This is a genomic window from Chloroflexota bacterium (genome assembly GCA_014360805.1).
In the GTDB taxonomy this organism is placed as follows: Bacteria; Chloroflexota; Anaerolineae; order DTLA01; family DTLA01; genus DTLA01.
Genome location: JACIWU010000032.1, coordinates 1 through 21,352 on the forward strand (window position 1 = coordinate 1; position 21,352 = coordinate 21,352).

The 21,352-nt window shown below is 63.2% G+C and carries 13 protein-coding genes; 8 read left to right on the forward strand and 5 right to left on the reverse strand.

Going from position 1 to position 21,352, the window contains the following annotated elements; genetic code table 11:
- Positions 1–111: 111 nt before the first annotated feature.
- The 3 genes from prfB to H5T65_07090 form a co-directional block, all read right to left on the reverse strand.
- Positions 112–1,179 (reverse strand): peptide chain release factor 2, encoded by a 1,068-nt coding sequence (prfB, locus tag H5T65_07080; GenBank protein MBC7258995.1) that lies wholly within the window; start codon positions 1,177–1,179, stop codon positions 112–114.
- A gap of 97 nt (positions 1,180–1,276) precedes the next feature.
- Positions 1,277–2,194 (reverse strand): signal recognition particle-docking protein FtsY, encoded by a 918-nt coding sequence (gene ftsY, locus H5T65_07085; protein MBC7258996.1) that lies wholly within the window; start codon positions 2,192–2,194, stop codon positions 1,277–1,279.
- 130 nt (positions 2,195–2,324) lie between these two features.
- Positions 2,325–2,735 (reverse strand): response regulator transcription factor, encoded by a 411-nt coding sequence (locus tag H5T65_07090; GenBank protein ID MBC7258997.1) that lies wholly within the window; start codon positions 2,733–2,735, stop codon positions 2,325–2,327.
- A gap of 299 nt (positions 2,736–3,034) precedes the next feature.
- Between H5T65_07090 and H5T65_07095 the strand changes: the two genes are divergently transcribed.
- Together H5T65_07095 and H5T65_07100 are read left to right on the forward strand one after the other, a co-directional pair.
- Entirely contained in the window at positions 3,035–8,824 is a 5,790-nt protein-coding gene (locus H5T65_07095; GenBank protein ID MBC7258998.1) for a PD40 domain-containing protein, read from the forward strand.
- Between the two features lie 224 nt (positions 8,825–9,048).
- Positions 9,049–11,235 (forward strand): PD40 domain-containing protein, encoded by a 2,187-nt coding sequence (locus H5T65_07100; GenBank protein ID MBC7258999.1) that lies wholly within the window; start codon positions 9,049–9,051, stop codon positions 11,233–11,235.
- A gap of 85 nt (positions 11,236–11,320) precedes the next feature.
- Here the strand turns inward: H5T65_07100 and H5T65_07105 are convergent, their stop codons facing one another.
- Entirely contained in the window at positions 11,321–13,576 is a 2,256-nt protein-coding gene (locus H5T65_07105) for a hypothetical protein (protein ID MBC7259000.1), read from the reverse strand.
- Positions 13,577–13,872: 296 nt separating this feature from the next.
- Positions 13,873–15,291, reverse strand: a complete 1,419-nt coding sequence (locus H5T65_07110) for a sugar transferase (GenBank protein ID MBC7259001.1) — start codon at positions 15,289–15,291, stop codon at positions 13,873–13,875.
- A gap of 440 nt (positions 15,292–15,731) precedes the next feature.
- On the opposite strand from H5T65_07110, the gene H5T65_07115 reads away from it, so the two are divergent.
- From H5T65_07115 to H5T65_07140, 6 genes are all read left to right on the forward strand, one after another.
- A complete protein-coding gene (locus H5T65_07115) occupies positions 15,732–17,321 on the forward strand; it encodes a hypothetical protein (GenBank protein MBC7259002.1) in 1,590 nt (529 codons plus the stop codon).
- Positions 17,322–17,332: 11 nt separating this feature from the next.
- Complete coding sequence (locus H5T65_07120) at positions 17,333–17,776, forward strand: hypothetical protein (protein ID MBC7259003.1); 444 nt, start codon at positions 17,333–17,335, stop codon at positions 17,774–17,776.
- 147 nt (positions 17,777–17,923) lie between these two features.
- Positions 17,924–18,133, forward strand: a complete 210-nt coding sequence (locus H5T65_07125) for a hypothetical protein (GenBank protein MBC7259004.1) — start codon at positions 17,924–17,926, stop codon at positions 18,131–18,133.
- 191 nt (positions 18,134–18,324) lie between these two features.
- Positions 18,325–19,476, forward strand: coding sequence for an alcohol dehydrogenase catalytic domain-containing protein (locus H5T65_07130; GenBank protein MBC7259005.1), 1,152 nt, complete (start codon positions 18,325–18,327; stop codon positions 19,474–19,476).
- Between the two features lie 60 nt (positions 19,477–19,536).
- Positions 19,537–20,277, forward strand: a complete 741-nt coding sequence (locus H5T65_07135; GenBank protein MBC7259006.1) for an MBL fold metallo-hydrolase — start codon at positions 19,537–19,539, stop codon at positions 20,275–20,277.
- A gap of 16 nt (positions 20,278–20,293) precedes the next feature.
- Positions 20,294–21,319 (forward strand): alcohol dehydrogenase catalytic domain-containing protein, encoded by a 1,026-nt coding sequence (locus tag H5T65_07140; GenBank protein MBC7259007.1) that lies wholly within the window; start codon positions 20,294–20,296, stop codon positions 21,317–21,319.
- Positions 21,320–21,352 lie beyond the last annotated feature (33 nt).

Below are 21,352 nucleotides of genomic sequence, written 5' to 3' on the forward strand. Positions count from 1 at the left end.
GCGGGGCTTCGGCTTCGCCGGTTCCCGCGGAGGCCGACGCGGACAAACCGGCGCCGCTCTTCCCGCCGCCTTGCGAATCCTTCTCAATGGGCATCTCGGAACTCCTTTCGTTTATGGTGTCCCGGCGGGTTCGGCGATGCTCTGCTTCAAGTACGCGATCATCAGGTCGGTGATGTCTCCGTCCAGGACGCTGTCCACGTTGCCGACTTCAGCCTCGGTGCGGTGATCCTTCACCATGTGGTAGGGGTGGAGGACGTAGGAGCGGATTTGGTTGCCCCAGCCGGCTTCCACATGCTTGCCCTTGAGGCGTGCCTGCTCCTCTTCGCGCTTCTGCATCTCCATGTCCCAAAGGCGCGCGCGAAGGATGCGCATGGCGACTTCTTTGTTCTGCAACTGTGAGCGCTCGTTCTGGCACGACGCGACGATGCCGGTCGGCAGATGGGTGATCCGCACGGCGGTGGAGTTCTTCTGCACGTTCTGGCCGCCCGCGCCCGAAGACCGGAAGACGTCAATCCGCAGGTCGTCCGGATTGATGTCCACCTCCACGTCCTCGTCCAAATCGGGCATCACCTCCACCAGCGCGAACGACGTGTGCCGACGGTGGGCGGCGTCAAAGGGCGACAGCCGCACCAGGCGGTGGACGCCCTTTTCGGCCTTCAGGTAGCCGTAGGCGTAGTCGCCGGATACGAGGACGGTTGCGCTCTTGATGCCGGCCTCCTCGCCGCGCATGATGTCCAGGACTTCGGTCTTGAACCCCTGGCGCTCGGCCCAGCGCAGGTACATGCGCAAGAGCATCTGCGCCCAGTCCTGGGAGTCGGTGCCGCCAGCGCCCGCGTGGACGGACAGCAAGGCGTCGGATCGGTCGTATTCGCCGGAGAACAGCAGCAGGAACTCCTTGCGTTCCAGGCTCTGCGCAAGGCGGTCGGCTTCTTCAGCCACCTGGCGCATGGTGGTTTCATCCCCGTCTTCCGCGGCCAGTTCGTAGAGGCCGAGCAGGTCGGCGGCATGGGATTCCGCATAGCGCCACCATGCGGTTTCCTCCCGCAGGTCGTTCAGTCGCTGCATCTTCCTCTTGGCGGCGATGGGGTCGTCCCAGAAGTCGGGCGCTTCAGACTCCTTGTTGAGTTGCGCGATCTCCCTCTCTTTGCCTTCTATGTCAAAGACGCTCCATGAGTTCATGGATGCGCCGGGACATGTCGCTCAGTTTGGATTTCAAGTCTTCCATCATCGGATTCACTCCTGGTTCCAGTCTATAATGGGTCGTCTCGGTCTCATCCTATGCCGTCGTGTCGGCGAAAAGGCCATTCACGAACCGCTCGGGGTCAAAGGTGGCAAAGTCGTCGGGCTTTTCGCCCAGGCCGACGAACCGCACCGGCAGGCCCAACTCCGTGGCGATGCTGAGGACGACGCCCCCCTTGGCCGTGCCGTCCAGTTTGGCCACGATGACGCCGGTAACGTCCACGGCTTCCTTGAAGTGCCTGGCCTGGGCCAGGGCGTTCTGGCCCGTCGTTGCGTCCAACACCAGCAGGGTCTCGTGGGGGGCCTGGTGCACCTGCTTGGCGGCGACGCCGCGTATCTTGCGCAGTTCGTCCATCAAGTTGTGCTTGGTGTGCAGTCGGCCTGCCGTGTCCACGATGAGCATGTCGGCTCCGCGCGAGCGGCACGCCTGTATGGCGTCAAACACCACGGCGCCCGGGTCGCTTCCGGGTTGCTGGGCGATGACCTCCACGCCGAGGCGCTGCCCCCAGATTTTCAGTTGGTCAATGGCAGCGGCGCGGAACGTGTCGGCGGCGGCCAGGATCACCTTGCGCCCGCGCAACTGGTAGTAGCGCCCGAGTTTGGCGATGCTGGTCGTCTTCCCCGAACCGTTCACGCCCACGATGAGGATCACCGTCAGGAGACGGCCGTCGTCGTTCAGGGGCGTGGTGGGGACGAGGCCACGCGCCATTTCCGCCTTCAGCAGGCGCAGGACATCTTGCCGCGTGCGCGCTCCCTGCGCCCTGGCCTGCGACTGCACGCGCGCCAGGATGTCCGAGGTTGCGGGAAGCCCGACGTCTGCCTGGATGAGCAGCGCCTCCAGTTCTTCCCACAGGTCGGCGGTGATGTCGCCGCCGCGCAGCAGCGCGCCGACGCGGGTGAAGATGCTCTGTCGGGTTTTGGCCAATCCCTGTGTCCACAGCGTTTCGCCGGCCACACAGACCTCCGTAACCGAATGTTTTTCCTACAAACATTATAAGGCAATCGGCGCGGCTGGCAAAGTCCGGCGGAAGGGAGACGGGAGCGCTGGCGGTCAGAAAACACGCGGGCGAAAGGCATGGGCTGGGCTAGGAGGTGGAGTCGGAAAGCCGAAGGATGCGGAAACCGTCGGCGCTGGAGGGCATCCGGTTGCGGCGGATCATGGCGCGGATGCGCGCTTGCAGTTCGCTCGGTTGGATGTCGGCCGGAACTACCACGTCGGCCCCGGCCTGCAGGCCCTCTACGACGGCCCGACTCGTGGCGTCGTAGGTGATGAGGATGATGGGGATGCTCGTCTGCGCCCGAGCGGCCCTGCACGCTGCGCCGTCGTCCTTCCGCCAGCCAGCGACGAGGATCAGGTCGTCGTCGTGCGAAATCTCATCCGCGGCAGATGTCCAGCGCAGGCCGAAGAAGGGAGCCAAGGCTTCGCTGAAACGGGAAGCCGCTCCCTCCGACGGAGCAAACACGCAGATGGTAGCCCTGGGCGGTATCACAGGCACAACCCTTGTGAGAAGTACATTGCCATTGTACGCGATCCATCGGCCTTTAGGGATAGATTTCGGTTGGAGAATAGTTTGAAAATGGTTAGAGTTTGCGTAAACAGGCGCAAACCTATAGACAAGGGTTTGCAATCCGTTTAGAATGTGAGTGATAAGGTAGGATTGCGGAAGCCACTCATTCCCCCCCAAAAGGAACAGAGGTGGTTCGGTTTGTCTTATCTAGGAGTTTCTGCTTGCAGGCCGACCTCCCTCCGTTCATGATCTGTCGTTTTGATTCACATGCATGAGGAGGAGACGGCATGGTGAGCAAGAGGTTCCACATTTCCCGAGGCATTCTTCTGATTGTTACGTTAGCCGCCATTGCTGCGGTCGCGGTGCCTTTGGCCCTGCGAGCATCCACGGCGACGCCAACCGGCACCAAGACGGGGCAGGCGCTCTATGTGGACTGCCTGTCTGGAAATTACTGGGCAGGCACGTTCAATGCGACCATAGAGGGTGCCGTGAGCGAGGTCTACTGCATTGATACGAATCACAGCATCTGTTACAACCAGACGTATCAGCAGGGGCCGAACCTGGTGGACGGGCGAGTTGTGTGGATTCTCAACAACTTCTACCCGACCGTGCCCGGGCAGCCGAGCGATCTGAGCACCGCGAAGGATCGGGCATCGGCGGTGCAACTGGCCATCTGGCACTTCACCGATGGCTGCAACTTCCCGGATACGGGAAACGGCACGATCAAGGGCGAAGCGTGGGACATCATTGAGGCCGCGCAGAATCAGTCAGTGCCTCATACCCCAACCACGCTGACGTTGACGCCTTCCTCGGCGACGAACTACCTTCCCCAGGCCACTACGCACACCGTTACGGCCGAACTGAAGGACGAGACCGGCGCTCTGATGGATGGCTACGTGGTGAACTTCACCGTGAAGCGTGATGGAGCAACCATCGCCAGTGGCTCCAGCACGACGGGGAGCGCAGGCTCGGGCAAGGCCTCCTTCACCTACACGAACCCGGGCGGGTCGGGCCAGGACACCATCACGGCGGAGGTGTCCTACGTCATTCCCGCGGGGCTTAACTGGTTCCGCGAGGGATGCCAACGCCTCATCATGGCGAAGCAGACGCCGGGGAAAGTAACGGCCCAGGCGACCAAGAACTGGTGGGACCGGAGTTCCCTGGTGTTCATTGACCAGGGCAACGACTGCGAGGTGGTTTGGGCTACCATCAAGAACGACGGCAGCGGCGATATGCTGTCTGCCACTCAGTGGAAACTCTACTATTCTGCGTCGGGCGATCCTAAGAACGGCACGGCGGTCGCCAGCGGCACACTTGGGCCTCTGGCTTCCGGTGAGTCTACTACGATCACCGTACCCGTTTCCCAGGCCGGAAATTACATCTTTTGGGCCGCGCAAATCCCCGGCCATCCTGGGACGGGCGTTCTGTGGTCTCAGCAGATCGTCTTTGTGATCTGCCCGCCGTGCGATGTGGAGGTTACCATCAACGGCGGCGAACTGAACTGCAACACCTCCTCCGTTCTGCTGACGGCGAATGTTACGGGCGGGACCGCGCCCTTCACGTACCAGTGGTACAAGGACGGGGCGGCCATCAGTGGAGCGACGGGAAGCACCTACACGGCCACAAGCGTTGGCACCTACAAGGTCAAGGTGGTGGACAAGTACGGCTGCGAGGACATGTCCAACGAGGCTGAGGTTACCTCGGTGCCGGACCCGGATGTGAGCGTAACGCCCACGAGCGGTACCTTGACATGCACGGTGCGGCAATTGCTGCTGACGGCGAGCGTAACGGGTGGCGAAGGGCCGTTCACATATCAGTGGTACAAGAACGGGGTGGCCATCAGCGGTGCGACGGGTGGCACGTACACGGTGAAGTCGGCCGGGACGTACAAGGTTCGCGTAACGGATGTGAACGGTTGCTGGGACGATTCCAATGAGGTGGAGATCGGGTACGACTACGGCGTGCAGGTTTCAGGGCACAAGTACGATGCCGACACCATGGAACCGATAGAAGGGTGGAACATCTACATTCGGAAGACGGTGGGCGGCGCGAACCTGTACAGCACGACGACGGATGAGAATGGGTACTACTCGTTCACGGGCATCACGCAGTGCAATCAGGCGCTGTGGGTGGTGGAGGAGCAGCGAGCGGGATGGCAGTATGTGGGGTACTACTACAAGGAGATCAACCTGACGTGTCCGCCGAGCGGGACATCGGCGGGGCAGGAGGTTGAGCCGGATCGGCAGGATCCGAACTGTCCACCCGCGCAATGCAGTTGGACGGTGGACTTCAAGAACCGGCGCGTTTGCCCGACGGTGAGCGTAACGCCGACGTCGGGTGAGTTGAACTGCAACGTCTCGTCGGTGCTGCTGACAGCGAATGTCAGTGGTGGAGTGGGGCCGTACACGTACCAGTGGTACAAGGATGGGGCGGCCATCAGCGGAGCCACGGGCAGCACGTACAGCGCGACGAGCGCCGGGACGTACTACGTTCGGGTAGGTGATGGGCCATATTGCGATGTGAAGTCCAACGATTCGGTGGTAACCTCGGTGCCTGACCCGGAGGTGTCGGTAACGCCGACGGGTGGGGAGTTGAACTGCGACGTGAGTTCGGTGCTCCTCACGGCGAGCGTAACGGGAGGCGAAGGGCCGTTCACGTACCAGTGGTACAAGGACGGGGCGGCCATCAGCGGTGCGACCAATGACACGTACAACGCCACGAGCGCCGGGACCTACAGCGTGGTCGTTACGGACCACAACGGGTGCACGGACACGTCGGCGGATGTGGTGGTAACCTCGGTGCCCGACCCGGAGGTGAGCGTAACGCCGACGGGTGGGGAGTTGAACTGCGACGTGAGTTCGGTGCTCCTGACGGCGAGCGTAACGGGAGGCGAAGGGCCGTACACGTACCAGTGGTACAAGGACGGGGCGGCCATCAGCGGTGCGACGAACAGCACGTACAACGCCACGTCGGCTGGGACGTACAAGGTCGTGGTTACGGACCACAACGGGTGCACGGACGACTCCAACGAGGTGGAGGTAACCTCGGTGCCCGACCCGGAGGTTTGGGTAACGCCGACGGGCGGGGAGTTGAACTGCAACGTGTCGTCGGTGCTCCTGACGGCGAGCGTAACGGGCGGCGAAGGGCCGTACACGTACCAGTGGTACAAGGATGGGGTGGCCATCAGCGGAGCCACCAATAGCACGTACAACGCCACGAGCGCCGGGACGTACAAAGTCGTGGTTACGGACCACAACGGGTGCACGGACACGTCGGCGGATGTGGTAGTGGTGTCGGTGCCTGACCCGGAGGTGAGCGTAACGCCGACGGGTGGGGAGTTGAACTGCGACGTGAGTTCGGTTCTCCTGACGGCGAGCGTAACGGGCGGCGAAGGGCCGTACACGTACCAGTGGTACAAGGATGGGGCGGCCATCAGCGGAGCGACTTCCAGCACGTACAGCGCGACGTCGGCGGGGACATACAGCGTGGTGGTTACGGACCACAACGGGTGCACGGATGACTCCAACGAGGTGGAGGTTACCTCGGTGCCGGATCCGGAGGTATCGGTAACGCCGACGGGCGGGGAGTTGAACTGCAACGTGTCGTCGGTGCTGCTGACGGCGACATTGAGCGGCGGCGAGGCGAACTTCACGTACTTCTGGTATCGCAATGACGTCCTCGTGGCCACTCACGGCCCGACATCGCTGACCACGGACACGTATCTCGCCACTGCCGCAGGCACCTACCATGTGGTCGTGGTGGACAACAATCAGTGCGAAGACGTCTCGGAGCCTGCGCCGGTGGTGTACGTGCCGCCGCCGCAGATTGTCCTGACCAAGAGCGTGGATCAATGCGAGGGTACCGCCGTCTTCACCGTAACGCGGGTCTCCGGCGGCGAGCCTCCGTACTACTTCGCCTGGGATGTCAACGGCGACGGCGTGTACAGCGAGTTCCCGCGGCAGACGGTCATCACCATCACCGGTCATGCCAAGGCCGGCACGGTGGCCGTGCGCCTGTTTGACAACAACGACTGCATGGATCAGGCAAGCACGACCTACGCCATCAACGACGAACTGGCCGTAGAGGCGGAGATCGTCTCGCTGCCGGACTGCACGGGCGAAGCCTGCTTCACGGCGGTGGCCACCGGCGGCGCGGCCCCTTATACCTACGAGTGGGATCTGGACAACGACGGCGAGTACGACGACTACAACGGCCAGAGCCCATGTCGGGTCTTCCCCGATGCGGGGTCCTACATCGTTCGCGTGAAGGTTACGGACGCTAGCGGCTGCACGGCATACGACACGCTGTCGTTTGAACTGCACGGGTGCAACGGCGAACTGGAGGTGGCGTTTGACGCGGATATTGAGGTCTGCGACCTGAACGCAACCTTCTACCTCACCGTAACGAACACCGGCACCTGCGGCAGTTTCCAGGACATCGTCATCACGATAGAGGCGGTAGAAGGCGCGGGGTACATCGCCGACATTCTGCCGTATGTCTGGAATGTGGGCGACCTGCCGGCGGGCGAAAGCCGCAGCGTGATGGTGGCGGTGAGTTTCAACGCCCTGTGGGACACGGTTCCTGCGGGCACGGTAACTCGCCTGCGCGCCCGCGTTACCGCCGAGAATTGCAACGGGCCGGTTACCATCGGCGTGGAAGACACGGTTACCGCGACTCGTCCGCCTGAGCCGCCGGACGCCTATGAGGTGGACAACACCAGCGGCCAGGCCAAGTTCATCTCCGTGGACGGGACGCCGCAACTGCACAGTCTCCACGAGGAGCCTGACGTGGACTGGATCAAGTTCAACGCGACGGCGGGCAACGAGTACGTCATCACGACCTTTGACCTGTCGCGTCTTGTGGACACCATCATTGAACTGTACGGGCCTGACATGACGTTGCTGGCCACGAACGACGACTTTGGCGGAGGCAAAGGCTCGCAGATCGCCTGGATCGCCGAAACTTCGGGCACGTACTACGTCAAGATACGGCCCAAGTATCCCGAACTGTGTGGCTGCGAGAACCAGTACAAGGTCAAGGTGGAGGAGTTCAAGCAGCAGTTGGAGTGCCCGTGCCCAGAGTGGATCGTGTTCCACAGCGACCGCGACGGCAACTGGGAACTGTACCGGCTGGATGCGGCGGGCGGCGCGCCTGTACGCCTGACCAATGACCCGGCGATAGACATGGCGCCGACTCGCTCCTCGGACGCGGTCTGGATCGCCTTCCAGACGAACCGCAATGGCCTGTGGGACATCTACAAGGTGGATGCGCTCGGGGAGAACCTGACGCAACTGACGGCCAACGCGGGCAACAACTTGGACCCGATGTGGTCAACGCCGTGCGGAAGCGAGCAGATTGCGTTCCAGTCCGACCGCGATGGGAACTGGGAAATCTACATCATGGACGGCAACGGGAACGGGCAGATGCGCCTGACCGATGACCCCGCCCCGGATGAGGATCCGTTCTGGTCGCCGGACGGCATGTACATCGCCTTCCAGTCCGGGCGCAACGGCAACTGGGACATCTACGTGGTGGATGTAACGGGCACGGACTTGATCCAGTTGACCAATGACCCGGCGGACGAGGTTGACCCCGTGTGGTCGCCGGACGGGCAGTACATCGCCTTCCGCTCCAACCGCGATGGCGAGTGGCACACCTACGTGATGCCGGCGGCGGGCGGCGATGCGGTCAAGGTCAGCGGCGCGGGCAACAATCTCAATGCGGTGTGGTCGCCCGACAGCCAGTGGCTCGCGTACCAGTCCGACCGCGACGGGCAGAGCGAAATCTACGCGGTGAACATCCTGACGCTGCTGGAGACGCGCGTTACGGACAATGCGGCCACAGACGAAGCGCCGACCTGGTCTTGCGACAGCCAGCATATCGTGTTCCACACGAATCGCGACGGGAACTGGGAACTCTACATGACCGACATCCTGGACACGAGCGCGCTGGTGCGGCTGACCGATGACCCGCACGTGGATGCGTACCCGATGTGGAATCCGCCGTCGGAGGACGGGAGCCGCATGGGTATCGGGCGACTCTACAGGAATCGCGTGCACATCCCGATAGGTCATTAGGGCAGTCCGGAATCTGCTTCCCCTGAACGCGGGGCCCTTCGCAGGGCCCCGCGTTTTTGTTATCCCCGCGGCCTGCTACGTTTCTTGCTTGCATTGGTTCACAATGTCTTCCATGAAACATGACATGGGTCATATCAAGGATTCATGTAAGGTGGTATGCTATGCACGACTGAACAAGCACAAACCGTTCAGAATCCTATTGCATCATCAGAAGGGACACTGCGATGACAATAAGACAGTACGCTCACTTTACTGGAGTAGCACTGCTGATACTGGCGGTTCTGCTCCCCTTGGGTGTCGTGAGCGAGCCGCAGGTTGCGGAGGCGGCCGTCAATGCATTCGGCGTAGCCGACACGAAAGTCATCTCGGCAAAGGCGCTCACCGATCACGAGTGCGATGACTCCGAGTGGCACTTCGTCATCACCCAAGTGGCGGACGAGGCTGATGCACCTGCATCCATTGAGGTGCGTTGGGCTGATGGCTCCGTTGAAACCGTACCCCTGTGGAAGTTCACAGGCGGCACCGCGCATTACGCCACGACGCTGCACCTGGATTCGCAGGTGGTGTCGGCAACGGCCACGATTTACGCGAGTTGGTCGGGACAGTTCAACCTGAGCCATGGGCCTTGCCCGAGCACGGCTACCCCCACGCCGACGAGCACCGCGACGAACACGCCGACGGCGACGCCGACGGGCACTGCGACGAACACGCCGACAGCGACGCCGACGGGCACTGCGACGAACACGCCGACAGCGACGCCGACGAGCACCGCGACGAACACGCCGACAGCGACGCCGACGAGCACCGCGACGAACACGCCGACGGCGACGCCGACGGGCACTGCGACGAACACGCCGACAGCGACGCCGACGAGCGCCGCGACGAACACGCCGACAGCGACGCCGACGAGCACCGCGACGAACACGCCGACGGCGACGCCGACGAAGCCCATAGGCACCGACCCTGCGCCTACGCCGACCGCAGCACCCACACACACGGCGACGGCCACACAGACGCCTACAGCCACCCCGGAGTGTCCGGGAATTGTCCCTGACCCCTATGAGACGGACAACTCCGCAACTCAAGCGAAGGCGATTCCCGTGGACGGGTCGCCACAAACTCACAACTTCCACTACAAGAATGATGTGGACTGGATCCGCTTCAACGCGACGGCGGGCAACGAGTATGTGATTGAGACGTTCGGGCTGTTCGGCGGCGTGGACACGGTGATCGCGCTCTACGGCCCCGACATGACGCTGCTGGCCACGAATGACGACGCCGACGGCAAAGCGTCCAAGATCGTATTCACCGCACCTGCCACTGGCGTGTACTTCGTGAAGATTTACGCCAAGAACGTGCACCTGCTCCAGTGCAACAACGGGTACAGCGTTCGCGTAACCCAGTTTGCGCCGCAGGGGCTGTGCGCCTGCGTGGACTGGATCACGTTCCTCAGCAACCGCGATGGCAACTGGGAACTGTACCGCATGGACATCGCGGGAAACAACGTGATCCGCCTGACGAATGATGCCGGCGTGGACATCGCGCCAGCGCGTTCGGCGGATGGTTCATGGATCGCGTTCCAGTCCAACCGACAAGGCGTCTGGAACATCTACCGGATAGGCGCTTTCGGCCAGGATCGGCTGCAACTCACCGCCAACGCTGGCAACAACACAGATCCCGTGTGGACGGCCGATTGCGGGTCCTCGCAGATCGCCTTCCAGTCGGACAGGGATGGGAACTGGGAGATTTACATCATGGACGAGAGCGGGAACGGTCAGACGCGGCTCACGTATGACCCGGCGGCTGATGAAGATCCGTTCTGGTCTCCAGATGGGTTCCATGTGGTCTTCCAGTCCAACCGCAACGGCAACTGGGATCTCTATCGGGTGGACATCACGGGCACGGACCTAGTTCAACTCACAAGCGAGCGCAGCGACGAGACAGACCCTGCGTACTCGCCGGATGGGCGGTACATCGCCTTCCGCTCAAACCGCGAGGGGCAGTGGAATGTGTACGTGATGCCTGCCGAGGGTGGCGCGGCCGTCAAAGTGAGCGGGGCGGGTAACAACCTGAACGCCGTGTGGTCGCCCGACAGCCGCTACCTTGCGTACCAGTCTGACAGAAACGGCCGTAACGACATCTACGTGGCCGAGATTGCATCGGGCACCGAGGTTCGCGTAACGGATCACCCTGCTGCGGACGAAGCGCCAGCCTGGGACTGCAATAGCGGTCGGGTTGTGTTCCAGTCCAAGCGAGATGAGAACTGGAACCTGTACGTGGTGGACATCACGGGCACGGGCACGCCGGTGCAGTTGACCAGCCACCCGCGCATTGACGCCTATCCGATGTGGAACCCTGGCGAGGAAGACGCAAGCCGCATGGGGTTGGGTGTGCTGCTCGGCAACCGCTGATCGGACAGGCCCGCCGCACCGGTAACACACAAACAAGCAGCCCTCCTCTTGGAGGGCTGCTTGATTTTCTGCGGCGTCTTTGGAATCACGGAACCTGCCAGGTTGCGGCCGCCGTGGCGTAGATCCAATACCCGCGCCCGGGTTCCAGAGTCCGAAGGGTGTTGGCCTCTGCGGGGGCGGAAGGGCTGTAACTGAGCCACGCGCTCTCGGCGTCGTTGTCCAGCGCGAACACGGATTCTACCGCCCAGGCGATGCTTTGCAGCGCGTCTTCGGCGGCCATGGGGGCATCGCCCGGGAACCCGACCAGGTTCCACCCCGGATGGATGTCAACGGCCTGGCTGGACGCGGTCAAGGGCACCGGCACGTTGAGCGTCAGAGTGGCGGCTGCATTGGCCCGGAGCCAGAAGCCCTGCAAGGAATTCAGTTGGCGGAGCGTGTTCGCCTGCGGCGGCGTGTTGGCGAAGAACGTCTTCCAGGGCTGCTGCGCGTCCAGGGGATCGTAGGCGTGGACTTCCTCCCACGCGCCGGCGATGGATGACAGCGCATTGGGCAGTGGGAGCGGTTGCTCCATCGCGGGCATCGCCAGCAGGTTCCACCCCTCCTTGACGGCGATCTGGATGGTTTGTTGTCGCGGGCGAGGCTTCATCTGGAGCGACGGGTCGCCGTAGAGGGCGAACGCGAGGACGGTCTGCTGCTGCCCGGGCGAGGAGAGGTAGCGGGCGGCGTGCGTCTCGCGGGCGCGGGCCAGCGCCTGGCCGACCGTCTGCTCCTTGCTCACCAATTCATCCCCGAAGTAGTAGGCCAGGGTTGCGCTGCCCCCGTCGGCAGGAGACCGCCAGCCCGTTCGGTACCAGGTGATCGCCGTGGGCGCGACGGTGGCGATGGCCCCGTAGCGCAGCACCTGGGCCGCCAGGCTGTAGGTCTGCGGAGCGCCGTTGGAGCACGCGTTCTGGAACACGATGGGCGGGTTGTCGGTGGCCAGCGAGTTCAGGTGGTAGATGTCGGCGAAAGGCTTGCGGACGGTCTGGGCGCCGGTCCACAGGGTGCGGTACGCGCCGGTGGTGCTGCCGTGCCCCCACCACGAGACGAATCCATATCCGCTTGCCCAGTTCGCGGCTAGTGTGTCGCGATCCAGCGCGGCGTCGTGAGGCAGTTTCGTGCCGTTGCCGTCTTCCTCGTACATGCGCCAGGTGCTGAAGCCAGCCTTGGACAGGTAGCCCAGCATGGATTCGCCCAGGTACGCGCCGTCGGTCTGTGGGCCGCCGTTGGACTGATAGTCCAGGATGGCCATCGCCAGCAGTGCGCGCTTCCGCCAGTCGCCGTAGGTCGTCTCGTAGGCGATGGTGCGCTCCAGCACGGTGCTGATGTAGTTCTCGGTGTCAAAGGGGATGCGGCCCACCAGCAACTCGGCCCCGAAGTCTATGGCGTCGTCTCTGAACTCGCCGGGGAACCCGTCTCTGTCCTTGTCCCAGTCGCCGGTGAGGTCGGCGTAGTACATGTCGGATGGCGTGGCCCACGTGCCGGTGTGATCGGTGTTGGACGGGTACAGCGTCTTCATCGGGATGGACGAGGCGCTGCCGATGATGAGAAGATACTGCAAGTTCCAGTCGCGCCACTTGGCCTGGAGGAAAGCCCGAAACTTGTCGGCGCCGTCCTTGCCGGTGTAGTTGGCCCAGTCCTCGGGCGACACCAGGTACACGGTGAAGCCTTCCGATTCCTTGTGGCGCTTGAAGTTGAGGATGCTGGCGGCCTGGGCCAGGTCGCTGCGCACGGCGATGGCGTAGCCCGGGCTGCACGTGGACTGCGTGTTGACGCCGGCAGGCGCGCCCGCTGGCTCCGACGGCCTGATGCCGCCCCGGTCTGGCTGTCGGCCGATGCGCTGGTAGCGCACCGACAGCCGCGCACTGCGGGTGAGGGTGAGCGTATGCGTGGCCAGGTCGTACTGGAGCGGGTAGAAGCGGAAGGTGATGACCTGGGCATCCCCGCGTTGCTGGATGGCGCTCACCTCCACCGGCGACTCGGGGAATACCTGGGATGCGGGCGGTTCAAACAGAATGGGGGCCTGGACTCCGCCCTCGCTTTCGGCCTCGGGGGCCACCTGGGCAATGTTGTATGTGCCCGGAATCGCCTCTGCCACAACGTCTTGCAGGCTGTACTGCGACAGGCGCACTCCGGCGGGCAACTGCACTTCCACATGTTGCACCGGCAGGCGCGGCGCACCCGCGATGCTCACATAGTCAAAACCGTCCAGGGAGACTTGCTGGTAGCCGCCATCGTCCTCGGTGATCTGCGGCGCGTCGGCCCGAAGCGCAATGCTCATTTCGCCTGTTCTGTCGGGCACGTCTGGAGTCTGGGCTTGCTCCTGGGGCATGGGGGGAATATACGGGGGTTGCTGCGCCAGGGCAGTGCCTGGTGCTAGGATGAGCAGAGCACATACAACAAGAACGCCCACGGCGCGCTGCTGCAGCGTCAAGCGCCTTGTCGGTGCTAGGTTCATGGATGCCAAGCCTCCTACCGAGTATGGACTCTACGCCCAGTATAGGGGGTATAGGAGGAGGCGAGAATGGGAAAATGGTACCAGAGGGGGTAAAGGTGCCGTGAATGCCGGCGCGGGGGTGTCCTACGGGTGGGACGGGCCTAGTAAGCGCCCCTGCCGCGGATCACGGACAGCGCCGTCAGGAGCAGGATTCTGAGATCCAGCAGGAGGGAGTAGTTCTGGATGTAGTAGAGGTCATCCTCGGTGTGCCAGTACATGGGCTTGTCGCTGCGGCCGTGCACCTGCCACCAGCCCGTGAGGCCCTGGGGCACTCCGAACCGCTTGCGCTGCCAGGGCTCGTAGCGCTCCACGAAGGCGGGCAGTTCCGGCCTGGGGCCCACCAGGCTCATGTCGCCCTTCAGCACGTTCCACAACTGCGGCAACTCGTCCAGGCTCGTGCGCCGCAGGAATCGTCCCACGCGCGTTACGCGAGGGTCATCGGGCGATTTGAAGTGCCGAGGGCCCGCGGAAATGGCAGCCTCTACCAGGTCTGGTTCCATCTTCTCTGCGCCGACGTGCATGGTGCGAAACTTGTACATGGTGAACAGTTTGCCGCCCTCGCCCACGCGCTGCTGGCGGAAAATGACCGGCCCCGGCGAATCCAGTTTGATCGCCAGCGCGATGGCCGGCCATATCGGGGCCGAGACCACAAGCGCCACCGCCGAGATGCCGATGTCCATCATGCGCTTCAGCACGCGCTGATGGGGGCGGATGACCGGCTCCTTGAGTCCGATGAGAGGGATGTCGCCGAAGGTTTCCACCGTGGTGCGGTAGAAGACCAGCGGCCCCAGGTCGGGCGCCACCTTGATGTTGACGGGGAGTTCCTCCAAACGCGCGACGAGGTTGGCCATCTCTCGGTGCGCGCGCAGCGGCAGCGCGAACACCACGTCCGTGATGCGATTCTCGGCGACGACCCTGGGCGCGTCCGGAAGGGTGCCCAGCACCCGCACGCCGCCGATGCGTTCGCCCTGCTTGGCCGGGTCATCGTCCAGGAAGCCCACGGTTTCCAGCCCCATCCACTGGTGCTGGAGGAACGAGTTGGCGATATCCTGGCCCAGGGCGCCCGCCCCAATGATGAGGATCCGCGACGCGGGAAGCCGTCGCACGCCGAAGTTCCGCCATACGATGCGGAGCAGCAGCCGGATGGTGATTAGCGCGAGGGAGTCCAGCAGGATGAAATAGACCACAAGTAGGCGAGACACAGACCGGTATGAGAAGTAAAGAGCGCCGGCGAAGAGGAGGGATGCGATGGCGACGGCGCCCAGCACGCGCGTGATCTCCCGCTCGGCGCGCAGGATGCGGCGTGGGTCGTAGGCTCCCGAAACCATGAAGGCCAGGGTCCACGCGACAAACGCGATGGCGAAAATGGCGGGGCCGAGGCCGCCGTACTGCTCCAGAAAGGGTTTTCCCAGAGGCCACGCGCGCCGTGCCAGCAGGGCCGCATACAGGGAGCCAAATGTGGCGACCATGTCCAGAACATACAGCGCCAGCGTGTAGCGGAAAGAAGCCCTTTGCAGCATACACCGGACTCCGAGCCTATATCTGCGAGACTGTGGCTGATCGCGCGAAAGTATACTACAGGCGGTGCGGGGTAGCAAACCTTCCCACCCATTTGACGATGCCCTTGAGACTTGGTTCCAAAGCTTGTCGGTCGCGCTATAGGCACAGGTGCGACGCACTTCCGAAAGAAGCAGGGGGCAGGTATGGAAACCTGCCCCTACGCTCGCAATAGGCTGGTGGCGCAACACCAAAACGCGTAGGGCGGCTTTCCATAGCCGCCGGAAGCAGGGGGCAGGTGTGGAAACCTGCCCTACACTCTACGCATTTCATGCTGCCGCTGATCGGTCTGACCAATTTCCACCGCGAGGTATACACTGCGGCCATTGAGCGCAACTTGTCATTTTGCACAATCAGAATATAATCTTTTGGAGTCGTGTAGCATCTGCAACGGAGGTTCATCTTGGTTCGCCAGAAACCGGATCAGTCTGCCGAATGGACGAAAGATTTCCTCATCACGGATGATGATGTCGCGTTCCTGTACGAGTGGCTCCACCAGCAGGGCAAACCCTGCGCGACGAAGGACCTGGCGCTCGCGCTGGTAGGCCAGCGCCTGGCGATGCAGACCAAGGCGGTCCAGGCGAGGCTTGCCCGCGGAGAGGCGTATCAGCCGAAGAAGTCCTACAGCGTGGGGCAGACGCTCGTTTTTCCCGCACTGGATTTCGCTGTCGGGAAGGTGGCCGGCATTCGGGATGGCGTGAATCCGGCCTACCCGCCCTTCAAGGTCATCCAGATTGAGATAGAAGGCGAGGGCAAAGTCCGCGAGTTCCCGTCGGAGTTGGATTTTCCCCACAAGTTGAACGTGGACATTGCGCAACTCCTCCAAGGCTCGTCGCCGAAGCAGATTTACCAGGAACATAAGGCGGTCCTGGAGAGCGCGATTACCGACAAACTCGCGCAGGTCGCCGCACTCGGCTTCGTCCAGTTGGACGGGCATTGGTTTCTGCGCGAACTGATGCCCGATATTCACATCGGATACCTGAATCTGGCCGAGGCGATGATTGAACTCGACAATCGGCCCGTGGGTTCGGATGAGATTCTCAAGGAAGTGGACCTACCTGCGGAGATACCTGCCGAGGTCCGGCGGTTTGCGCTGGATGTGGCGCTTCGGGCCGACGAGCGGTTCATGAACCTGGGCACGGCCAAGGAGCCGGCTTGGTATCTGCGGCGACTCCTCCCGCCCGAGGTTCTGAGCACGCCCGTGTGGCTGGCGTACACGCCCATCGCCTTCAACCGCAAGAACATCAGCGCGGTCTTGCACCAGGTTGAGGGCGAGATTGACGACGAGGTCAGCGACCTTTCGGCTGGCCCTGCGGAGAAGCGCAAGCCGGGGGATAAGGTCTCGTTTGTGCTGATTGCGCCGCACCGAAAGGCGGGCACGCTGCCGCTGACGCCGCGCACGCGGGGGTTCTTCCCCGACGGGCCTGGCGCCATCGTGCCTGTGCGGCTGGTCAACGGCCAGAACGGGGAGGCGATGAACGGCTGGGTTGTGCCGGCGGGCGGGTACGTATTCGGCCTGCGCGACTGGTACCTGCAGAACGAGATTCCGGCAGGCGCGCTCATCTGGCTGCAGAAGACCGGTAGCCCTTCGGAGATCATTGTGGACTTTGAGCCGCGCCGCATGAGGCGAGAATGGGTCAGGGTGGCCCGCGCCGACGCCGGCAAACTGACATTCCAGATGACGAAGTACCCCATCAGTTGCGAGTACGACGAGGCTATGCTGGTGGCCGAAGAGGAGTCGCCGGCCCTGAATGAACTGTGGATCGCGGAGCAGGAGCGGGGGCGGCCGGTGCTGGACATCTTGTTGGAACTGTTCCCCGAACTGGCGAAACTGGGCCCGCGGGTGCATGCGAAGACCGTGTACGCGGCGTTCAACCTCATCCGCCGCTGCCCGCCGGGGCCGATCTTCTATGAATTGTCGGTCAACCCGTGTTTTGTGGACGAGGGCAATGGCTACTGGGCCCTTGATCCGACCAAAATCCGTATGCGCTAGGGAGCGGTAGCATGACCCCTTGGGTGAAGCCTACGCTTGAAACCAAGTTCCACATAGATTTTGATTGGTGGACTGAGAAGGGCTCCAACTTCCGGGTTGTCCTGCACAGTCGCCTGTGCGACGACTGCCGGCAGAAATATCCGCCGCTGGGGTCCGTGGGGGAGATAGATTGGATTGACCCGGACACGGCGGAGATCACCCGCGTGGACGGCTTGTGGCACAGCCTGCGCACCTGTTGCAGCCAGAAGCCGACCTACATCACCGAGTACACGCCCCTGGCCGAAGCGGCCTTCCGCATCTTCCTGGCCAACGACAACACGCCGCTCACGCCGGTGGAACTCCACAAGATCATCGGCAGAAGGACGCCGGAGGCCATCCTGGCGACGCTCGCCGGCAAGCAAATCTACATGGGAATCAAGCCCGTCATTCCGTCCAAGGGACGGGCCAACAAGTAGCCAAGCGTTTCCACAGCGCCCGAAAGGGCGCTTTTTCCTGCGCCGGGTTCCCCAGCGGTGAAAAGTTTGTGAACTCCTGCGCCGGGGGCGGAACTCCAAGCCGTTGTGCGGCGTTTATGGTGGTAGATACGGCGATGGAGGTCTTCCATGAGAACGTGGCGCACGACATCTCTCCGGACTTTGGCGCTCACGGCGGTTTTCGGCATGGCGCAGGTTGGGGCGGCGTTGTTGCTCGCCCAGCGGTTTGAGCCGTATCGCCCGGTGGGCGGACTGGGGCGCGCGCTTCTGGTGGGGCTGGCGCTGCTGTTGGCGGTCGCCGAGATGCTGGCGGCAGTCGGAGGGGCCAGGGCCGATTAGCCCCCACGACAGGCTAGGCCGGTTCAACAGGCGAGGAGATCGCATCCTCGCCTGTTTTCGTTGGGCAAGTGATTTTCTTGACAAATGGGCAGGCCCGTGCTATACTGTCAATGCAAACGTGTGCAGCGCGCGTGAGCGTTGCGTAGTCCCGTCCGTGCTAGATTCCAAACCAACAAGGAGGATGGTTCAAGATGAAGGGACTCGTGCTTACTGCAGATTGGCAACCCCGGCCAGGGTATCCGCTCTCCGAGTTTGAGAAGGCAACAGGGAAGGCGATCACCGGTAACGCCGTGTGGCGCAACCCGAAACTCGCCGTCAAGGAAGTCCCGAAGCCCGAGATCGCGCCCGACCAGGTGCTCATCCGCGTGCGGGCGTGCGGCGTGTGCGGGTCCGACATGCATTTCTACGAGACCGACGCGGACAACTATATCCTGTATCCGGGCCTGACCAAGTTTCCCAGCATCCTCGGCCACGAGTTCTCGGGCGAGATTGTGGAAGTGGGCAGCGCCGTCAAGGACCTCGTCAAGGGCGATTTCGTTACCGCCGAGGAGATGATCTGGTGCGGGCACTGCCGACCGTGCCGGGATGGCTATCCCAACCAGTGCAAGAATCTGGAGGAGATCGGGTTCACCATTGACGGGGCGTTCGCCGAGTACATCGCGGTTGGGGCGAAGTACTGCTGGAAACTGAACGCTCTGCGCGAGCGGTACGATGACGACAAGATCTTTGAAGCCGGGGCGCTGGTGGAGCCTACCTCGGTGGCGTACAATGGCATCTTCGCGCGGGCGGGCGGGTTCAAGCCTGGGGCCTATGTGGCGGTGTACGGCGCGGGGCCTATCGGCCTGGCTTCCATTGCCCTCTGCAAGGCGGCAGGCGCGGCGAAGGTCATCGCCTTTGAGGTCTCGGAGGCCCGCCGCGAACTGGCCAAGAAAGTTGGCGCCGACTACGTGTACGACCCGCGGGCGGTCAAGCCGAGCGAGGTAGTGATGGAACTCACGGGCGGCGAGGGGGCCGACATGCACGTGGAAGCGGCCGGCGCTCCCTCCAAGACCGTCCCGGAGATGGAAGCGTCTATGGCGGTGAATGCCCGTATCGTCCAGATTGGGCGCGCCGCCGAGCGAGTCCCGATGTACCTGGAGCATTTCCAGACTCACCACGCCCAGGTCTTCGGCGCGCAAGGGCATTCGGGCAACGGCACGTTCCCGAACGTCATCCGATTGATGGCGTCGGGGCTGATAGACATGACGCAGATTATCACGGCCCGCTACGACCTGGCGAACGTTGTGGACGCCATTCGGCAGTCCACGAGCCGCCAGGACGGCAAGGTCATGGTGCGCATCTAGCGAGGCTCTGGGCGGTTCCGGCGGGGCCGCCCAGTCTCGTTCTTTTCGGTGAGGGGCTGCATGGAGATCATCGTGCTGGGGTCGGGGACGGGGTATCCAAACCCGCGCCGCGTTCCGCCTGGCCTGCTGGTGCGCGTGGGCGAGTGCCCGCTGCTGTGTGACGCAGGCTCGGGCACGCTGCACCGGCTGCTGCGGGCGGGCGTGGATGTGGGCGCATTGGAGTACGTGCTGTTCACGCATTCGCATTCGGACCACTGCGCCGACCTGATTCCCATGCTCCAGGCCTTCGCCCTGATGCGCCGGACGCGGCCGCTGCATGTGATCGCGTCGTCGGCGTATCTGGGCTGGATGCGCGCGATGGTGGATTTGAACCCATGGGCGCGGCCGTCTCTGTACGAACTCCGCGAAGTGGACATAACACGCGGACAGTTCGCGGGCCCCGGCTGGACGGTTGACGCCGCGCCGTCGGACCACACGCCGGAATCGCTGGCGTTCCGCTTGCACGCGGAGGGCAAGACGGTTGTGTACACGGGCGACGCCAGCCCAGGGCACCACCTCGTCTCGTTCGCCCGCGAGGCCGACTTGCTCATTGCCGAATGCTCGTTCCCCGACGAGTCGGCCGAACCGTATCATCTCACGCCGACCAGCGCCGGCACGCTAGCCGAGGAGGCGCGGGTCGGGCATCTCGTTCTCACCCATTTCTATCCGCCGTGCGACCGCGTGGATGTGGCGGCTGTCGCGGCGAAGGTCTATTCGGGCCCAATCACTGTGGCGCAGGACGGTCTGGTTCTGCGCATCTGAAGGAGGTGCGAATCGTATGGAAAAGACCATGTTGGCCGCCGTGTTTGAAGGCCAGGGCAAACTCAGCCTGCGGGAAGTTCCTGTGCCGAAGGTAGCGAATCCCGACGACGTGCTGCTGGAGGTGGAAGCGGCAGGGGTCTGCGGCACCGACTTGCACATCCTGGAGGTGCCGCCCGGACATCCCGCGACGCCCGGCGCCATCCTGGGACACGAGTATGTGGGGCGGGTGCTGGAGACGGGCAGCGCGGTCTCCACGGTGCAGCCGGGCGACCGCGTGGTGGTGGCCCCCAACCTGTACTGCGGAATCTGCGGGCCGTGCACCAGCGGGCGGCCCAATCAGTGCGAGCACTTCACAACCCTGGGAATCTACCTGAACGGCGGATTCGCCCGTTACAACGTCGCGCCGGAGCGAGCGCTGTTCAAGGTGGCGCCGACTTTGCCCCCGCAGGAGGCGGTGTACGTAGAACTCCTCTCGTGCGTCGTCGGGGGCACGGAGAAGGTGCGCTTGCAGCCGGGGGAAACGGTCGCCATCCTGGGCGCGGGACCGGTGGGCCTCATGTTTGAGTTGGTGTTCAAGGCGGCGGGCGCGGGCAAGATCATCATGACCGACATCGCGCCCTATCGCCTGGACCACGCGCGAAAACTGGGCGCCGATGTGGTGGTGAACGTCAAGGAGCAGGACCCCGTCGCCGTTACCCGCGAGGCGACGGACGGGCGCGGGGTGGACGTGGTCGTGGATGCGGTCGGTTCGCTGCTGCCCCAGGCGATAGAGCAGGCAGCGGTGGGCGGCAAGATCGTGCTGTTCGGCATGAACCAGCAGGCTTACCCGCAGGTGCACCAGTTTGACATCACGCGCAAGGAACTGACTGTCATGGGCACATACATCGGCATCAACACGTTCCCCAAGGCGATTCGCATGCTGGAGAGCGGCGTGGTGAAGCCGTCGGCGCTGACGACGCACACCCTGCCCCTGGCGCGCATCCTGGATGGCATTGCCGCTCTGCGCGCGGGCGAGGGCATCAAAGTGGTGGTTACGCCGTAGTCGGAAAAACTCACAGAGCAAGGAGATCGGAAA

What these genes read in the sequence shown, in the direction of transcription:
- prfB (MBC7258995.1), bottom strand. Translation starts at nt 1,179, where the DNA reads ATGAACTCATGGAGCGTCTTTGACATAGAAGGCAAAGAGAGGGAGATC.
- H5T65_07140 (MBC7259007.1), top strand. Translation starts at nt 20,294, where the DNA reads ATGGAAAAGACCATGTTGGCCGCCGTGTTTGAAGGCCAGGGCAAACTC.
- H5T65_07125 (MBC7259004.1), top strand. Translation starts at nt 17,924, where the DNA reads ATGAGAACGTGGCGCACGACATCTCTCCGGACTTTGGCGCTCACGGCG.
- H5T65_07120 (MBC7259003.1), top strand. Translation starts at nt 17,333, where the DNA reads ATGACCCCTTGGGTGAAGCCTACGCTTGAAACCAAGTTCCACATAGAT.
- H5T65_07130 (MBC7259005.1), top strand. Translation starts at nt 18,325, where the DNA reads ATGAAGGGACTCGTGCTTACTGCAGATTGGCAACCCCGGCCAGGGTAT.
- H5T65_07095 (MBC7258998.1), top strand. Translation starts at nt 3,035, where the DNA reads ATGGTGAGCAAGAGGTTCCACATTTCCCGAGGCATTCTTCTGATTGTT.
- H5T65_07110 (MBC7259001.1), bottom strand. Translation starts at nt 15,291, where the DNA reads ATGCTGCAAAGGGCTTCTTTCCGCTACACGCTGGCGCTGTATGTTCTG.
- H5T65_07100 (MBC7258999.1), top strand. Translation starts at nt 9,049, where the DNA reads ATGACAATAAGACAGTACGCTCACTTTACTGGAGTAGCACTGCTGATA.
- H5T65_07135 (MBC7259006.1), top strand. Translation starts at nt 19,537, where the DNA reads ATGGAGATCATCGTGCTGGGGTCGGGGACGGGGTATCCAAACCCGCGC.